The 17,510-nt window shown below is 69.2% G+C and carries 15 protein-coding genes and 1 pseudogene; 2 read left to right on the plus strand and 14 right to left on the minus strand.

Translation table 11 applies throughout. The annotated features are described in order from the left end of the window. Positions 1–1,575 (minus strand): MFS transporter (locus tag ON34_RS15540; RefSeq protein WP_040780112.1); only part of this gene is annotated, 1,575 nt, incomplete at its 3' end. A gap of 10 nt (positions 1,576–1,585) precedes the next feature. After that, on the minus strand, positions 1,586–2,530 hold the full coding sequence (locus tag ON34_RS15545) for a DMT family transporter (RefSeq protein ID WP_040779991.1): 945 nt from the start codon (positions 2,528–2,530) through the stop codon (positions 1,586–1,588). 413 nt (positions 2,531–2,943) lie between these two features. On the opposite strand from ON34_RS15545, the gene ON34_RS15550 reads away from it, so the two are divergent. Beyond that, positions 2,944–3,726 carry an META domain-containing protein gene (locus tag ON34_RS15550; protein ID WP_040779993.1) on the plus strand — a complete coding sequence of 261 codons (783 nt, stop codon included), beginning with the start codon at positions 2,944–2,946 and terminating at the stop codon, positions 3,724–3,726. Between the two features lie 57 nt (positions 3,727–3,783). Here the strand turns inward: ON34_RS15550 and ON34_RS15555 are convergent, their stop codons facing one another. The 10 genes and pseudogenes from ON34_RS15555 to ON34_RS15600 form a co-directional block, all read right to left on the minus strand. Further along, a complete protein-coding gene (locus ON34_RS15555; RefSeq protein WP_051022694.1) occupies positions 3,784–4,203 on the minus strand; it encodes a DUF6463 family protein in 420 nt (139 codons plus the stop codon). Between the two features lie 387 nt (positions 4,204–4,590). Then, on the minus strand, positions 4,591–5,376 hold the full coding sequence (tpiA, locus tag ON34_RS15560; RefSeq protein WP_040779995.1) for a triose-phosphate isomerase: 786 nt from the start codon (positions 5,374–5,376) through the stop codon (positions 4,591–4,593). A 2-nt stretch (positions 5,377–5,378) separates the two neighbouring features. Continuing rightward, complete coding sequence (locus ON34_RS15565) at positions 5,379–6,593, minus strand: phosphoglycerate kinase (RefSeq protein WP_040779997.1); 1,215 nt, start codon at positions 6,591–6,593, stop codon at positions 5,379–5,381. A gap of 5 nt (positions 6,594–6,598) precedes the next feature. Continuing rightward, the gene (gene gap, locus ON34_RS15570) at positions 6,599–7,618 is read right to left on the minus strand and encodes a type I glyceraldehyde-3-phosphate dehydrogenase (RefSeq protein ID WP_040779999.1); all 1,020 of its coding nucleotides are present in this window, start codon (positions 7,616–7,618) and stop codon (positions 6,599–6,601) included. A 179-nt stretch (positions 7,619–7,797) separates the two neighbouring features. Continuing rightward, positions 7,798–8,781, minus strand: coding sequence for a DNA-binding protein WhiA (gene whiA, locus ON34_RS15575; RefSeq protein WP_040780001.1), 984 nt, complete (start codon positions 8,779–8,781; stop codon positions 7,798–7,800). Continuing rightward, the gene (locus tag ON34_RS15580) at positions 8,772–9,818 is read right to left on the minus strand and encodes a gluconeogenesis factor YvcK family protein (protein ID WP_040780004.1); all 1,047 of its coding nucleotides are present in this window, start codon (positions 9,816–9,818) and stop codon (positions 8,772–8,774) included. The genes whiA and ON34_RS15580 overlap by 10 nt, the downstream gene beginning before the upstream one ends. After that, positions 9,815–10,795 (minus strand): RNase adapter RapZ, encoded by a 981-nt coding sequence (rapZ, locus tag ON34_RS15585; RefSeq protein ID WP_083889474.1) that lies wholly within the window; start codon positions 10,793–10,795, stop codon positions 9,815–9,817. The genes ON34_RS15580 and rapZ overlap by 4 nt, the downstream gene beginning before the upstream one ends. 113 nt (positions 10,796–10,908) lie before the next feature. Beyond that, the gene (uvrC, locus tag ON34_RS15590) at positions 10,909–12,918 is read right to left on the minus strand and encodes an excinuclease ABC subunit UvrC (RefSeq protein ID WP_040780006.1); all 2,010 of its coding nucleotides are present in this window, start codon (positions 12,916–12,918) and stop codon (positions 10,909–10,911) included. Positions 12,919–12,962: 44 nt separating this feature from the next. Beyond that, positions 12,963–13,382: a hypothetical protein gene (locus ON34_RS15595; RefSeq protein WP_040780008.1), complete on the minus strand. Its 420-nt coding sequence runs from the start codon at positions 13,380–13,382 to the stop codon at positions 12,963–12,965. A gap of 131 nt (positions 13,383–13,513) precedes the next feature. Then, a pseudogene (locus tag ON34_RS15600) lies at positions 13,514–14,202 on the minus strand (HAD family hydrolase). 139 nt (positions 14,203–14,341) lie between these two features. Here ON34_RS15600 and ON34_RS15605 point away from each other — a divergent pair. Then, positions 14,342–16,300 carry a gamma-glutamyltransferase family protein gene (locus ON34_RS15605; RefSeq protein WP_040780011.1) on the plus strand — a complete coding sequence of 653 codons (1,959 nt, stop codon included), beginning with the start codon at positions 14,342–14,344 and terminating at the stop codon, positions 16,298–16,300. Between the two features lie 83 nt (positions 16,301–16,383). On the opposite strand, the gene ON34_RS15610 is transcribed toward ON34_RS15605, so the two are convergent. Further along, positions 16,384–16,923 carry a GNAT family N-acetyltransferase gene (locus ON34_RS15610; protein WP_040780013.1) on the minus strand — a complete coding sequence of 180 codons (540 nt, stop codon included), beginning with the start codon at positions 16,921–16,923 and terminating at the stop codon, positions 16,384–16,386. A gap of 84 nt (positions 16,924–17,007) precedes the next feature. Further along, entirely contained in the window at positions 17,008–17,508 is a 501-nt protein-coding gene (locus ON34_RS15615; protein WP_051022696.1) for a PH domain-containing protein, read from the minus strand. Positions 17,509–17,510: the final 2 nt, after the last annotated feature.

Consider the following 17,510-nt stretch of genomic DNA (forward strand, 5'->3'; position numbering starts at 1 on the left):
ATGGGTGACCCGGTCGCCGTCGGCGGTGGTGAACTTCGCGACGGCCTGCTCGCGCAGCTGGTCCTGGGCGGTGAGGCGAACCTGGTGCTGGTGCATGTGCTCGGCCCAGGACCGCACGACGAATGCCTCGACGTAGCGGTCGATCACCCCGACATCGCGGTACAGCCGCCATTCCATGGCGCCGGTGCGCTGCCGGGACCGGCCGACGAAGGCCATGGCGGCGAGGAATTCCTCGACGTTCTCCAGTGGCACGTCGTAGTCGCGCAGGATCAGTACCGGGCCGTCGTCGGGATCGGGTTCGACCACCAGCTGGGGCTCGGGCCAGAACGCCGACGGAGTCAGGTCGATCTGTTCGGCGTCGTGCCGGATCGGCAGCCACAAGGTGCTCACCGCGCAGAACCCGAGCAGCACCGCCGCCCACAGCAGCGCGGGCACCGACCCGATGGCGTCGGCGACCAGACCCCAGACCAGCGAGCCGATCGCCTGGCCGCCCATGAACACCAGCAGGTACACCGACAGCCCGCGCGCCCGCACCCAGGCCGGTAGCAGCAGCTGCATGGTCGAGTTCATCGTGGACATCGCCAGCAGCCAGGCCAGGCCCGCGAAAACCAGGAGGGCAAGTATCACGGGCACGACGCGCAACAGCGCGGTGCCGACGGTCGCGAGTCCGAACAGGATCGCGGCCGTGCTCAGTCGCTGGGTAGGGTTCAGCAGTTGCCGCAGGCGCGACAACGCGGCGGCGCCGACCACGGCGCCGAGACCGAGTGCGCCGAGCATCAGACCGTATCCGGTGGACGACAGCCCGAGCCGATCGCGTGCGATCACCGGCAGCAACGCCCACAACGCGCTGGCGGGCGTGATGAACAAGATCGAGCGCAGCAGCACGCGACGGATCGCCGGTGCGGCCCGGATGAACCGAGTGCCCGCCTGCAACGCCGCCAGCGGACGCTCGGTGGGCAGCCGCCGGTCCATCGCCGGCCGACGCCACACCGTCAGCACCGTGACGATTCCGCCGAAGGACACCGCGTTCAGCGCGAACACCAACGTCGGCCCGGACAGCGAGACGAGCACACCCGCCAGCGCCGGACCGACCGCACGACCGACATTGATGTTCATGCTGCCCAACGCCGCGGCGGCGGGGATCTGCTCGCGCGAGACCAACTCCGGCTGAATGGCCTGCCAGGCGGGCGCGGTCAGCGCCTGCCCGCAGCCGAGCAGGAACAGCAGTGTCAACAGCACCGGAGGCGTAGTGTGCCCGGTCGCGGTCGACACGGCGAGAATCGCCGCGAGCACCGCCATGGTCGACTGCGCGCCGAGCAGCAGCCTGCGCCGATCCACCAGGTCGGCGAGCACGCCGGACGGAATGGCCAGCAGCATCACCGGCAACGTGATCGCGGTCTGCACGAACGAGACCAGAGCCGCGGCGTTGGGCAAGTCGACCAGAAGCCATTGCGCCCCGACGGTCTGCATCCAGGTGCCCAGATTGGACACGAGCTGCGCCACCCAGAGTGCGCGGTATATCGGGGAACGCAGCGGCGCCCACGTGGAGCCAGGGGTCGTCGCGGCAGCGGTCACGCGCCGAAGCTTAGTCCCGCGAACGGCAGCCGCCGGTCGTCATGTCCCGCCCTTCGACCCGGGAACGCTCGGGTGTCGCCGCGAGCAACAACGCCACAAGGAGCAACGCGGCGCCCAGCAGCCCGTGGGCGGTGAGGCGTTCCCCGAGCACTGCCGCGGCCAGCACCGCCCCGGTGAGCGGCTCGAGGAGCGCGAGTACCGCGGCGATCCCGGGACCGACATCGGAGAGCCCGCGAAAGTACAGGGTGTAGGCGACCGCGGTCGGCACCAGCCCGAGCAGCAGGACCAATGCGAGGCTGCCCACGGTCGGGTCGAACGCGAGACCGCTGGTGGCCGCTACCGGAACCAGCAGCAGGGCGCCGCCGGTGAACCCGAGGCCTGTGGTGGTCATCGCGTCCAGGCCGGGCACCGGCGCCGCGTTGATCACGGTGAGCGTCGCGAATGCCGCGGCGGCCGCCGACGCGAGCACCGCACCCGCCAGCAATCCGCCCGCGCTCGCATCGCCGGACGGTATTCCGACCAGCAGCGCCAGCCCGCACAGGGCGATGCCGATCGTCGCCGCCCGCCGCCGGTCCACCGAACGTCGTCCGGTGACGTGCTCCAGCACGGCGACGACCACCGGTGACATGCCGATGGTGATCAAGGTCGCGAGACTGACCGACGCGGCCGCGACGGCGCCGAAGTAGGCCGCCTGGAAGGTCGCCGCGAGCACGGCGACCGCGCCGATTCGGCGCCACGCCAAAGGATTTCGCGGCCAGGGTTGCCGTCTGGTGGCGAGCAGGGCCACCAGCAGCAGCCCACCGACGGCGAGCCGGCAGGTGGCAACCGAAACAGGGGGAAGACCCGTGGCTCGGTGCAGCAGCGTGCCGAGCAGACCGCCGGTGCCCCAAAGGAATCCGGCGCCGACGAGATAGGCCAGCCCAGAACGGCCGGCCGTGGACACAGACGTGGACATAGAAGATCGCGCTCCTGCGACTGAAAGGGATGGGGTCGCGGAAGCGAGGTGCACGGTGATGCCGAAAATGGCGCGCACACCGGTCGGTGGCACGCTGAATACCTACACCTCGCTCAGGAGGCGGGCGGCGGAGTGACGGGGAAGCATCGGTGCACGGCACAGATAGTAACGCACACCGAAGGAGTCATCCCATGTATCCAGATTCTCCGCTCGACCGGAATTCTTGTCGTGTTTGTCGGCGGTAGACCAGCACGGCAGGCGAGTCGGACATCCGGGCATGCCGACCGGGTGGTGGCTGCCCTGGAGGGTTCCCCACACGCTCGACGTCCAGGAAGAATCGCACCGCGAGCCCGGCAGGCCGTCACAACCCGCGAAATCCGGGCCGCCGAGCGCCTCGTCGGTAGCATCGCCGCATGGCGGCACACTTCGCGCGACTAGCCCTCGCTGTCCTGATCGCTCCCTGCGCGATCGCGGCGTGCTCCAGCAACCGTCCGGAGCAGACCTCGGACGGGCCGAGCCCGGTGGGCCGCACCTTCCTCTCGACCGGCGTCGAGGGAACGCCGATTCCCGGCGGCGGGCCGCTGACGGTCAGCTTCCCCGACGGCCGTATCACCGCGGACGCGGGATGCAACAAGTTCACCGGCACGGTCACCCTGGACGACCACGTCGTGCGCGTCTCCGGTCTGTCCACGACCCTGATGGCCTGCCCGGACGATCGCAGCGGCGCCGATGAATGGCTCAGCGGACTGCTGAACTCCGAGCCCAGCTGGCGACTCGATGACACGCGACTCACGCTGCACAGCGACAACCGGACCGTGACCCTGCTCGACAAGGAGGTCGCTCAGCCGGACCGCCCCATCAAGGGCACCTCGTGGCTGGTCACCGCCCTCATCGCCGATGATGCCCAGATCCGTTCCCGCGCACTGGAGGAGACGAACCCGACGCTCACCATCGCCGAGGACGGCGCCGTCTCGGGCAGCGCCGGGTGCAATCGCCTGACCGGCAGCGCCGACGTATCGGGAGCGGAGATCACCTTCCGGATCGCCACCACGAAAATGGCGTGCTCCCCCGAGGTGATGGAGGTAGAGCAGGCGGTCCTGAAAGCCTTGGACGGCAAGACCGCCGCCACTGTGGACGCCGATGCGCTGACCCTCCGCAACGACAACGGCGCCGGCTTGATCCTGCACGCGCAGTGATCGCGGCGTGACTGCGTCCGTCCGAGCTGGCGCACCATCGTTGCCACGGCGACGGGTTCATCTCGTCGGGACGAATGCTCCTGCGGCAGTTCCGGGATCGTCGCGGCGGGCGGCGCGTCTGGAGCCGACCAGCAGCAGGGCGGCGGCGATCAGGAGGACCAGCAGGGGTGAGGGGCCGCCGACCGCGACGGTAACCACGGTCCAACCGGCCGTAATCCACGCGAGGAACGATGGTGGCGTGATGCCGCGGCGGTCCAGCCACAGCACCATCAAGCCGATCAGGAGGAATGGCACGCCGAAGCTGAACACGGTGTACCACAATGTGGCCTCGGCGTAGTTCATCGCAGTGGCATCGGCCTCCCACCCTTCTCCGCTGAACCACGCCTCGGAGTAGCGCGGGGCCGTCTGCACAAGAGCACCCAGCGTGTGCCCGACTCCCGGAAACAACACAATGAGCCAGCCCGCCCACTTGATCATGTCAACTCCCCATTTCCGTACGCGGAGCCATGGGGCTCCATCAGGTTGTCTCCGCGGCCGCTTTCCTGTGATACGCGTTCACTTCGCCGCGCAGACCGCCACCGTTGAGTTCTTATATACGGTGGCGTATAAGATGAGGCTAGCCCTTATATACGGCCCCGTATAGATGGGGAGGCATGAAAGGACTCACACCTTGGCGTCAGCTCGCACTCCACGCCAAGAGCAGGGATTGCAGAGGCTGGCCGCGAGCGGTGTGGAAACCCTTGCCGGGCCGGTGAATCGGGGCTCCGCCAGCAGGCCACCGGTCGCAGAGCAGCGGCGAAAACCGCAACAGCCCGGTATCGCTCGTCGCGATGCCGGGCTGTTGGACGCAGTCCCTGGACCGGGTCAGGGCAAGGGGCCGCCGGCCGCGATCGCCGAGAGGGTGGCGAACTCATCACCCTTGAGCGACGCGCCGCCGACCAGAGCGCCGTCGATGTCGGTCTGGGCGACCAACTCGCCGACGTTCTTGGCGTTCACCGAACCGCCGTAGAGCACGCGGACCTCCGCGGCGACCTCTGGCGAGGCCAGCAGCGCCAGCTCACCGCGAATCGCGCCACAGACCTCCTGCGCGTCGGCGGGCGTGGCGACCCTGCCGGTGCCGATCGCCCACACCGGCTCGTAGGCGATGACGATCTTCGAGATCTCCTCCGCCGTCAGACCTTTCAGCGATCCGCGCAGCTGCTCGAGGTTGTACTCGACGTGCGTGCCCGCCTCGCGGATGTTCAGGCCCTCACCGATGCACACGATCGGGGTGATCCCGTGCTTCAGCGCCTGCTTGGCCTTGGCCAGCACGGTGGCGTCGTCCTCGTTGTGATACTGGCGCCGTTCCGAGTGCCCCACCACGACGAAGGTGCAGCCCAGCTTGGTGAGCATGCTTCCACTGATCTCGCCGGTGTAAGCGCCCGACTCGTGCACCGAGACGTCCTGCCCGCCATAGGTGAGCAGGAGTTTGTCGCCTTCGATCAGCGTCTGCACGCTGCGGATGTCGGTGAACGGCGGGAGCACCGCCACGTCGACCTTGTCGAAGTACTTCTCCGGCAGGGCGAACGCGATCTTCTGCACCAGGGCGATGGCCTCGAGGTGGTTGAGGTTCATCTTCCAGTTGCCCGCGATGAGCGGTTTGCGTGCCATGCTCAGTCCTCCAACACCGCGATGCCGGGGAGCTGTTTGCCCTCGAGGTACTCCAGCGAGGCGCCGCCGCCGGTGGAGATGTGCGAGAAGCCGTCCTCCGGCAGGTTCAGCGCGCGCACGGCCGCGGCCGAGTCGCCACCGCCGACGACGGTGAACGCGCCCTTGCCGGTGGCGGTCACGATCGCCTCGGCGACCCCGCGGGTGCCCGCGGCGAACTTCTCGAACTCGAACACGCCCATCGGGCCGTTCCAGAACACCGTCCGTGCCTCGGTCAGCAGTGCCGCGAAACGGTCCACCGACTCCGGACCCACGTCCAAGCCCAGCCAGCCGTCCGGGATCTCGTGCGCGGGCACCACCCGCGACTCGGCGTCGGCGGCGAACTTGTCGGCCACCACGATGTCGCGCGGCAGGTGGATGACGTCGGCGTACCGCTCGAGCAGGCCCTTGCAGGTGTCCACCATCTCCTCCTGCAGCAGCGAGGCGCCCACCGAGAGACCCTGCGCGGCAAGGAAGGTGAAGCACATGCCGCCGCCGATCACCAGCGTGTCCACCTTCGGCGCGAGCGCCTCGATGACCGCCAGCTTGTCGGAGACCTTGGAACCGCCGAGCACGACCGCGTAGGGCCGGTCCGGGTTCTCGGTCAGCTTCGCCAGCACCTCGACCTCGGCCGCGACCAGCGTGCCCGCGTAGTGCGGCAGCAGCTTCGCCACGTCGTACACCGACGCCTGCTTGCGGTGCACCACGCCGAATCCGTCGGAGACGAACGCGCCGTCGTCGCCGACCAGCTCGACCAGCGCCGCGGCCAGCTTGCCGCGGTCGGCGTCGTCCTTGCTGGTCTCGCGCGGATCGAACCGGACGTTCTCCAGCAGCAGCACGTCACCGTCGGTGAGGCCCTCCGACCGCGCGAGCGCGTCCTGGCCCACCACGTCACCGGCGAGCTGGACGTTGCGGCCCAGTTCCTCGGCGAGCCTGGCGGCCACCGGCGCCAGCGAGAACTTCGGGTCCGGCTCGCCCTTCGGCCTGCCCAGGTGCGCGGTCACGATGACCTTGGCGCCCGCCTCGGCCAGCGCCTTGATGGTCGGGGCCGAGGCGATGATCCGGCCGGGATCGGTGATCTGTCCATTGTCGTCGAGGGGGACGTTCAGGTCGGAGCGCACGAGCACGCCCCGACCCTCGACACCCTCGCCGAGCAGCTCCGCGAGTGTCTTGACAGCCATACGCGTCAGAGCGACTTGCCGACGAGGCCGATGAGATCGGCGAGACGGTTGGAGTAGCCCCACTCGTTGTCGTACCAGGAGACCACCTTGACCTGGTCGTCGATCACCTTGGTCAGCGGCGCGTCGTAGATCGACGAGGCCGGGTCGGTGACGATGTCGCTGGAGACGATCGGGTCGGTGTTGTACTTGAGGATGCCCTTCAGCGGGCCCTCGGCGGCGGCCTTGTACGCGGCGTTGATCTCCTCGATCGTGGCCGGCTTGCGCAGCGTGGCGGTCAGGTCGGTGACCGAACCCGTCGGCACCGGCACGCGCAGCGCGTAGCCGTCCAGCTTGCCCTGCAGCTCGGGCAGCACCAGGCCGATGGCCTTCGCGGCGCCGGTGCCGGTCGGCACGATGTTCAGCGCGGCGGCGCGGGCGCGGCGCAGGTCGCCGTGCGGGCCGTCCTGCAGGTTCTGGTCCTGGGTGTAGGCGTGGATGGTGGTCATCAGGCCGCGCTCGATGCCGAACTCGTCGTTGAGCACCTTGGCCAGCGGGCCCAGGCAGTTGGTGGTGCACGAGGCGTTCGAGATGATGTTCTGGCTGCCGTCGTACTTGTCGTCGTTGACGCCCATCACGATGGTGATGTCCTCACCCTTGGCGGGGGCGGAGATGACGACCTTCTTGGCGCCCGCGGCGAGGTGGCCCTTGGCCTTGGTGGCATCGGTGAAGATGCCGGTGGACTCGACGACCACGTCGACGCCCAGGTCGCCCCAGGGCAGCGCCGACGGGCCCTCCTTGATGGCCAGCGCCTTGATCCGCTGGTCGCCCACCACGATGGTGTCGTCGCCGTCGAGCGAGACGTCCTGCGGCAGCCGGCCGAGGATCGAGTCGTACTTGAGCAGGGTCGCGAGGGTCGCGTTGTCGGTGAGGTCGTTGACCGCGACGATCTCGATGTCGGTGGTGCCGAGCGCCTTCTGCGCCTCCACCGCCCGGAAGAAGTTACGTCCGATACGGCCGAAGCCGTTGATGCCTACCCGGACAGTCACGTTATCGCTCCTCAGCTTTCCGCGGGTCATTCCGATGCCCTACTCACACTATCGCCCTGCCGTGACCTCGCCGACACGCACCTGGCATTCGCGAGGACGGCATGCCTGGTCAGACGCCTGACCAAGAAAAGTTCCGAAATCGAACACGCCCGGATTCCGCGGCCGGACGGGGTCGCGCCTCAGGCTTCGTCGAGCAGCTCGGCCGTGACGGCGGATTCGGTGTCGGGCACGCCGAGCTCCTTGGCGCGCCGGTCGGCCATCGACAGCAGCCGCCGGATCCGGCCCGCGACAGCGTCTTTGGTCATCGGCGGATCGGCGAGCTGGCCGAGTTCCTCCAGCGACGCCTGCCGGTGCTGCACACGCAGCCTGCCCGCGGCGGCGAGATGGTCGGGCACGTCGTCGCTGAGGATCTCCAGCGCGCGTTCCACCCTGGCCGCCGCGGCGACCGCGGCCCGCGCCGAGCGGCGCAGGTTGGCGTCGTCGAAGTTGGCCAGCCGATTGGCGGTCGCGCGGACCTCGCGGCGCAGCCTGCGCTCCTCCCAGACCATCCTGGTGCCGTGCGCGCCCATCCTGGTCAGCAACGCGCCGATCGCCTCGCCGTCGCGGACCACCACGCGGTCGGTGCCGCGCACCTCGCGCGCCTTGGCCGTGATCCCGAGCCGCCGGGCCGCGCCGACCAGCGCCAGCGCCGCCTCCGGACCGGGGCAACTGACCTCCAGCGCGGAGGAACGTCCCGGCTCGGTGAGCGAGCCGTGCGCGAGAAACGCTCCGCGCCAAGCCGCTTCGGCGTCGGCGATGCTGCCGCCGACCACCTGCGCGGGCAGGCCGCGCACCGGACGACCGCGGACGTCGAGCAGACCCGTCTGCCGGGCCAGCGCCTCGCCCTCCTTGGACACGCGCACCACGTACCGGGAGGTCTTGCGCAGCCCACCCGCGCCGAGCACGTGCACGTCGGAGCCGTAGCCGTAGAGCTCGAAGATCTCCCGGCGCAGTCTGCGCGCGATGGACCCCATGTCCACCTCGGCCTCGACGATCACCCGGCCGCCGACGATGTGCAGGCCGCCCGCGAAACGCAGCAGAGCGGACAGTTCCGCCTTGCGGGAACTCACCTGTGCGACGGTGAGCCTGCTCAGCTCGTCTTTCACATCGGCTGTCATCGCCACGAGACGCGCTCCTTTCCACCCAACCCGGAACGCACATCCTGACCCATGTGCCGTCCCTCGACTCGAAGCCCTGCCATTTGCGGCCGAGGTTGCCGGATCACTTGATCCAGTGCGGCGGCAAGCTTTCCGGGGTGATGCCGGTCCGTTCCCGCTTCGGCGACATCGGAGAAGGTTACTCGCGCCCGCAACTGTTCGGCAGCCCTGGCCACATGTTCCCGCTCGCGGCCCTCCGGCACCGAGCCGGAGTCCACCAGCACCTCGTCGACCACGAATTCCGGTGCGTGCTGGGACAATACATGCAAATGCCGCTCCGCGGAGAACCCGGCGGTCTCCCCCGGCTCGGCGGCGAGGTTGAGCACGAGCACTTTGCGCGCCCTGGTGTACACCAGCGCCTCGCGCAGTTCGGGGACGAGCACGTGCGGAATCACGCTGGTGAACCACGATCCCGGACCCAGGACGACGACATCGGCGTGCTCGATCGCCGACGTGGCCTCGGCACTGGCCGGCGGGTCGGACGGAATCAGCCGCACCCGCCGCACCTTACCCGGCGTCGTGGCGATGGCAACTTGGCCGCGAATGCAGCGGCTCACCCGCGGATCCGCTTCCAGCCCAGACACATCGGCTTCGATATCCAGCGCGATCGGCGACATGGGCAGCACCCGCCCGGTGATACGCAACATCCTGGCGACCTCGTCCAGCGCGGCGACCGGGTCGCCGAGCACTTCGGTGAGCCCGGCCAGGATCAAGTTGCCGACGGAGTGCCCGGCCAGTGCGCCGGTGCCGCCGAAGCGATGCTGGACGGTGCGCGTCCAGACGCCGTCGGCGTCGGCGGCCAAGGCGGCCAGCGCCATGCGAAGATCCCCCGGCGGCAGCACCCCCAGTTCGGCGCGTAGCCGGCCCGAGGACCCGCCGTCGTCGGCGACGGTGACCACCGCGCAGATCTTTCTGGTCAGCCGCCGTACAGCGGTCAGCGTCGCGTACAAGCCGTGGCCACCACCCAGCGCGACGATGCTGGGATTGGATTCCCAGCCGGTCATTCGCGCCCCAGATCTCGATGCACCACACGGACCACGTCGGCGGATTCCTCCGGGCCGCCGGTGACCTCACTCATCAATTCGCCCAGTGCTTCGGCTATCGCGACGCTTCGGTGCTTGCCTCCGGTGCAGCCCACTGCGACCGTCATGTATCGCTTCCCCTCTTGGCGGTAGCCGTTCGTCGTCAACTCGACCAGGTGGTGGCAGGTGCGCAGATAATCGTCCGCACCGGGGCGCGACAGCACGTACTCGCTGACCACCGCCTCTTGGCCTGTATGTTCCCGCAACTCCGGTATCCAATGTGGGTTGGGTAGAAAACGCACATCCAACACCATGTCGGCATCGAGCGGAACCCCGTACTTGAAGCCGAAGGACTGCACGGTGAGCTGCAGCGCGGTGGGCGCTCCGCCGCCGTAGGCCTCCTCCAGCTTCCGGTGCAACTGGTGAATGGACAGCTCGGTGGTGTCGATCACCAGGTCCGCGGCGGTCTTCACGGCCGAAAGGCGGACCCGCTCGGCGGCGATGCCCGCCGACAGGGTGCCGTCCTTGCTCTCGCTCTGCAGCGGATGCCTGCGCCGGGCGAAGCCGAAGCGGCGGATCAGCACGTCGTCGGAGGCCTCCAGGAACAGCACCCTGGTGCGCACGCCGAGCGACCGCAACTGTTCGGTGACCACCGAGAGATCACCGGTGAAGAACCGGCTGCGCACGTCCATGACCAGGGCCAGACGCCGGATCGGTGGCTTCGCCGACGCGCCGAGTTCGACCATCCGCCCGAACAGCTCGGGCGGTAGGTTGTCGGCCACATACCAGCCGAGGTCCTCGAGCACCCGGGCGGCGGTGCCGCGGCCCGCGCCCGAGAGCCCGGTCACGATGACCACCTCGACCTGCGGGTTCACCCCGGCGAGGGTGCCGGACGAGCCCGCTCGTCCCGCGCTCGTCGGTGCGGAGCCCGCGCTGCTGTTCGATTCGACGCGTGTCATGTCCTACCGGATCCGTCTCTCGGGTGCCTTCCGATCATCGCGCACCTGTCTCGGTATCGGGCGCAGACACACAACGTACGCGAAACCGAAACTTCCGGTGCACTGTCGACTGACTATTCGGACCGAAGCGCCGCAAGGACCGCTTTCGCGGTAGCCACCCCGATGCCGGGAACCTCGGTGATCTGCTCGACCGTGGCCTGCTTCAGTTTCGTCACCGAGCCGAAGTGGGTGACCAGCGCGGTCCGGCGCGCCGTGCCGAGTCCGGGCACCGAGTCCAGCGCCGAGGCGATCATCCTGCGCGAACGTTTGCTGCGATGGAAGGTGATGGCGAAGCGATGCGCCTCGTCGCGGACGCGCTGCAGCAGATACAGCGCCTCGCTGTTGCGCGGCAGGATCACCGGATCGGGCTCGCCCGGCACCCACACCTCTTCGAGCCGTTTGGCGAGGCCGATCACGGCGACGTCGGTGATGCCGAGTTCGTCGAGCACCTCGGCGGCCGCCGTGACCTGTGGTGCGCCGCCGTCGACCACGTACAGGTTGGGCGGGTAGGCGAACTTGCGCGGGCGTCCGGTGCGGGGATCGATACCGGGCCGCGAAGTGAGGTCGAGCGCGTCACCGTCGTCTTCGGTGGCGGCGAGGTCTTCGTGCTCGACCATGTCCCGTTCGCGGCGCAGCTTGAGGAAGCGGCGGCGGGTCACCTCGGCGATGCTGCCGACGTCGTCGGAGCGGCCTTCGCCCGCCGCCTCCTTGATCGTGTAGTGGCGATACTCGGATTTGCGAGCCAGGCCGTCTTCGAAGACCACCAGCGAGGCGACCACGTCCGTGCCCTGCACGTGACTGACGTCGACGCATTCGATGCGCAGCGGCGCGGTGTCGAGTTCCAGCGCGTCCTGAATATCTTGCAGCGCTTGCGATCTCGACGTGAGGTCGCCGGCTCGCTTGAGCTTGTGCTGGGCCAGGGCCTCCGTCGCGTTGCGCTGCACGGTCTCGGCGAGCGCCTTCTTGTCCCCGCGCTGCGGCACCCGAACCTTGACCGCCGAGCCACGCAGGCCCGACAGCCACTGCTGGACCTGCTCCACGTCGGCGGGCAGCTCCGGCACGAGCACCTCGCGCGGCACCACGGTGGCGGGCTGCTCCTCGGCGCCCTGCTCGGCCACGGCGACCTGTTCGCCGTAGAACTGCGTGAGGAACTGTTCGACCAGCGCGGCGAGTTCACCGCCCGCCCCCGGGACGTCGACGGCGTCGCCCGACTTGTCGACCACCCAGCCGCGCTGACCGCGCACCCGGCCGTCGCGCACGTGGAACACCTGCACGGCCACCTCGAGCTCGTCGGTGGCGAAGGCGATCACGTCGGCATCGGTGCCGGTGCCGAGCACAACCGCCTGCTTCTCCAGCGCGCGGCGCAGCGCTTGCACGTCGTCGCGGAACCGGGCGGCGGCTTCGAAGTCCAGACCTTCGGCGGCGTCGTGCATGCGCCGTTCCAGCTCGCGGACCAAGCGGTCGGTGCGGCCGGCGAGGAAGTCGCAGAAGTCGTCCACGATCCCGCGGTGCTCCTCGGCGCTCACCCGGCCGATGCACGGCGCCGAGCACTTGTCGATGTAGCCGAGCAGGCAGGGCCGCCCGATCTGGGTGTGCCGCTGAAAGACTCCGTTGGAGCAGGTGCGTGCGGGAAACACCCGCAGCAGCAGGTCGAGAGTCTCGCGGATCGCCCAGGCATGCGCGTACGGACCGAAGTACCTGACGCCTTTGCGCCGCGCGCCGCGGTAGACGAACAACCGCGGGTACTGCTCGTTCAAGGTGACCGCGAGCACCGGGTAGGACTTGTCGTCGCGGTAGCGGACGTTGAAGCGCGGATCGAATTCCTTGATCCAGTTGTATTCCAACTGGAGCGCCTCGACCTCGGTGGACACGACCGTCCACTCGACACTCGCCGCCGTGGTGACCATCTGCCTGGTGCGCGGGTGCAGGTTCGCCACGTCGGCGAAGTAGGAGTTCAGCCTGCTGCGCAGGCTCTTGGCCTTGCCGACGTAGATGACCTGCCGATGGGCATCCCGGAATTTGTAGACACCGGGTTCGACGGGAATCGTGCCCGGCGCGGGCCGGTACGTCGCTGGATCTGCCACACGATCAGCCTAGTGACCGGGACCGACAGCCCGGCACGGCGGCGTCATGGCTCCCGGACGCCGAACCACGCCTTGGCGTCCGGTTGGCACAGCAGGTGCACGACGGCCGCCGAAGTGCCGAGCGAATAGGCCGCGGCGACGACCCCGATCAGGGGCGGGATGGTCGCGAGGTCGCGGAGCGACCAGCACCCGACGACGGCCTGCAGGATCGCCAGCGCCAGCGCCAGGCTGCGCACCGTGCGCGCGCCCTCGGCGAACCCGAAGACGAGCAAGCCGAGCGCCCACGCGACGCAGAACTGAGTGGACGCCGTGGCCGCCGCGTCACCGCCGCGCGTCAGGTTCATCAGCACCGGATACGCGAGCCCGAAACCCGCCATTCCCGCGACGGCTTCCCGCACGTCCCGAACCGCCTGCGGCATGGCCGTTTCCGCGCCGACGGACGGCTCGTCACCCGAAAACGCCATGCTCACACCCGTACCCCCGTTGGTACCGAACGAACCGACGCACTGCCGAACACGCCGATTCGCACGGTAACACGGTGGCGACCAGGACACTCCGGCTTCGGCAAACGCCAGCGGTGCGCAGTGAGCGCCGGCTACTCCACGAGCCCGTGCCGACGCAGAGCGGTCAGCAGCGCGTCCGGGCGTTCGGCGGTGGGCAGGGCCTCCACTAGGGCGAATCGGCTGCCGAGCGCGGCGGCCCCGCCGTCGGCTTCGGCGCTGTCGCCGATCATCAGGGCCGCGTCGGCGGATACGCCGAGTTCGTCCAGGGCGGAATGGAATATCTCCGGGTCCGGCTTCATGGCGCCGACCTCGTAGGAGAGCGTGAACGCGCCGACCAGGCGGTCCCAGCCCCGCGCCGCGAACGATGGGCGGATGTCGAACGGGATGTTGCTCACCACCGCGACCGGAACATCCTGTGTCGCGAGCAGATTCAAGACGGCCTCGCTGTCGGGATAGGGCGTCCACTCCAGCGGGTCGAGCAGCCGGGCATACAGTCGCTCGGCGTCCTCGTCGGTGGGGACGCCGGACTTGCGCAGCACCTCCATCATGGCGATGCGATGCAGCGCGGGATCGAGATCGCGGTTGTCCCACGCGTACTTGGTCTCGGCGTCGAATTCCACGATCTGGTCCACCGGCGCCGTCATCCTGCGCATGATCTCGGCCTTCTCGTGCACGTCGAACGTCCGCCCGTCGGGCCAGGTCAGATCTGCGTACCAGGATTCGTCGTCCTCCAGGCGGAACAAGGTCCGGAGAAGTCGAACAGCACCGCCTCGATCGTCACTCGACCAGCCTACCGACGGCCCCGGACGACTACGCGTTCGTTGCGGCTGACTTCGCGACACTCACTGCGGCCAGGGCGAATTCGTCCGTGGGAAGAAAAGCTCCGTCGGTGGTCGGTAGCGGGGGATAGAGTCCCCCGCATGGGGCGCAAGCGAGGAACCTGGGTCGCCGCCGCGGCGGCGTTCATGCTCACCGTCGGGATGGCTACGGCCTGTTCGTCCGGCGAGGACCACGCCCAGGGGGTATGCGAGACGGTCCCGAACGGCACACCGGTCACCGCGTCCGCGGCCGGCCCCGCCGGAAGCGGCACCAAGGACATCAGCACCAACCCTGAGATAGCGAGCGGCTATCGCACGAACATGACGCCGGTGCGCACGCACACGTTCGCGGTCTCCACTGCCAACCCGGTGTCCACCAAGGCCGCCTGCGAGGTGCTGCGCGACGGCGGAACGGCGGCGGACGCCCTGATCGCGGCGCAGACGGTGCTGGGGCTGGTGGAGCCGCAGGCGTCGGGTATCGGCGGCGGCGCGTTCCTGCTCTACTACGACGCGAACACCAAGACCGTGGACGCCTACGACGGCCGCGAAGTGGCTCCGGCGGCCGCGACCGAGAACTATCTGCGCTGGATCAGCGACACCGATCGCACCGAACCCAAGCCGAACGCGCGCGCCAGCGGGCGCTCCATCGGGGTGCCCGGCGTGCTGCGCATGCTGGAGCTGGCACACCGAGACCACGGCAAGACCGCGTGGCGCGAGCTGTTCGACCCCGCCATCGGGCTGGCCGACCGGGGGTTCCCGATCAGTCCCCGCCTCGCCGCTCAGATCGCGGAGTCGGCGAAGGACCTCATCGCGGACGAGGGCGCCAAGGCGTACTTCCTCGAGCCGGACGGCAGCCCGAAGGCCGCCGCGACCGTACTCACCAATCCGGCGATGGCGAAGACGCTCGGCGCCGTCGCCTCCGAGGGCGCGCAGGCCTTCTATACCGGTGCCATCGCCCGCGACATCGTCGAGGCCACCAGCCGATCGTCCGGCGGGCGCACGCCGGGGCTGATCACGACCGAGGACCTGGCCGGCTACCAGGCGAAGAAGCGCACGGCACTGTGCACCGGGTACCGCGGACACGAGATCTGCGGCATGCCCAGTCCCTCCTCCGGCGGCATCGCCGTCGCCGCGACCTTGGGCATCCTGGAGAACTTCGACCTGGCCACCCTGCGGCCGGAGAACATCGATCGCGACGGCGGACGGCCGAACGCCGAAGCCGTGCACCTCATCGCGGAGGCCGAACGTCTCGCCTACGCCGACCGCAACAAGTACGTGGCCGACACGGATTTCATTCCGCTCCCCGGCAACTCGGCCCAGACCCTGCTGAACAAGGATTATCTGCGGCAACGTGCCGGGCTGATCGATCCGAACCGCAGCATGGGCACCGCCCAACCCGGCGACTTCGGCCCGGTTCCGCTGGGCGTCGGCCCGCAGCCCCCGGAGCACGGCACCAGCCACATCTCGGTGGTCGACCGATACGGCAACGCGGCGGCCATGACCACCACCGTCGAGTCCGCGTTCGGTTCCTTCCACCTGGTCGACGGCTTCGTGCTGAACAACCAGCTCACGGACTTCAACGCCGACCCGGTGGGCGCCGACGGCGTGCCGATGGCCAACCGCGTCCAGCCGGGCAAGCGCCCGCGCAGCTCGATGAGTCCCACGCTGGTGTTCGACAAGGGCCCCGACAGCGCACGCGGCGAGCTCACCCATGTCGCTGGTTCCCCAGGTGGTTCGGTGATCATCCAGTACGTGGTGAAAACCCTGGTCAACATGTTCGATTGGGGTCTCGACCCGCAGCAAGCGGTCTCCGCGGTGGCCTTCGGCGCCGGGAACAGCCCGTCCACCGGCGTCGGTGGCGAGCATCCGGCGATCAACGCCGCCGACAACGGCGACCACGACCCGCTCGTGCTCCGGCTGCGCCAACTCGGTCACCAGGTGTCGGTCGCGCCGCAGACCAGCGGCCTCAGCGCCCTGAAACGCAACGGCGCGGACGGGTGGATCGGCGGCGCCGACCCGCGCCGCGAGGGCGCGGTGCTCGGCGACACCCACCCCCATTGAGCCGACCGACACCGCACAGTCACGTCCGCCTGCGGATCCCCGTTCCGAGGGCAGCAGGCGAACGGCTTCGGTCTCCGAAAAACTCAGTTCGTCCGCAGCATCGGGTACACGACGAGACCGTGGCCGATCGCCAGCTCACCTTGTTGGTGAAACCCGAAGCGCTGATAGAACGGCACGGTCCCGTGGCTGTTGGAGACCAGGAAGCACGGCTGCTCGGCAGCTGACAGCCTCCGCTCCAGCAGCGACGTCGCCAGTCCTCTTCCCCGCGCGCCGGGCAGCGTGCCGATGGCGGCAAGATACAGGTGCGGCGTCGTGGGTCGCGCCTGGTCCATCTGCCGCGCGGCGGCCACCGCACGCGCGGTACTCCGCCCCAAGGCTCGCAGCAATATGAGCGGCTTCGCCATCGGCGACACCACACCGGCGGGTTCCCACAGCGCCACGCAGACGAGGTTTCCCTCCGCGTCGTGGGCGAGGTCGACCAGGCCGTTCTTCCTGCGCGACGCGATGCGCGACTCCCAGAACAGCGGCAAGGCTTTGTGCCGTCGCGCTGAACGCGGCCAGAAGTAGGTCATCAGCGGGTCGTCGGCGAAAGCCGCCGCGAGAACGAACGCACCCGGCTCCATACCGGCGAGGCTAGACCAGCGCCGCGACCCGCGCGAGACGGACGAACCGGGGCCGCACGCCTCGTCTCGACGCGCCCTGGGCGATCACTTGCCCTCGGAGTACTTCGCGCCGAGCTCGCGCAGCCGATCCATCGCCCGGGCCGCGTGCTCTTTGTCGTTCGAGCGGATCGCCAGCATGGGGACGTAGTCGTCGCCGACCAATTCCAGACGCGCCCAGGCTTTCCGATCCGGGAACGACACGCCTCGGATGTACTCCCACGGGAAATCGTTGTCGCCCAGGATGTTCCGCACGGACACACCGCGCGGGCCCACCCGCACCCTCGGGCGGGTCAGCAACAGCACCGCCGCGGCGCCGAGCAAGCCGATCCCGATCATCGCGATCTGGTCGGCCACCCGGAAGTTGACGCCGGTCGACCCGCTGCGCAGCCAGATGCCGCCCGCGGTGAACGCGGCGGCGATCAGCACCGCGACGACCCAGGCCGTCCGCACCGCGCGCCGCGGGCGCACCTCGAAGTCCCACTCGGCCGCAGCGCCGGGCGCCGCGACCGAGCCCGCGTTCCTCCGGAAGATACGGACGACCGGCATCG

The organism is Nocardia pneumoniae NBRC 100136 (assembly GCF_000308755.1).
Lineage (GTDB): Bacteria > Actinomycetota > Actinomycetes > Mycobacteriales > Mycobacteriaceae > Nocardia > Nocardia pneumoniae.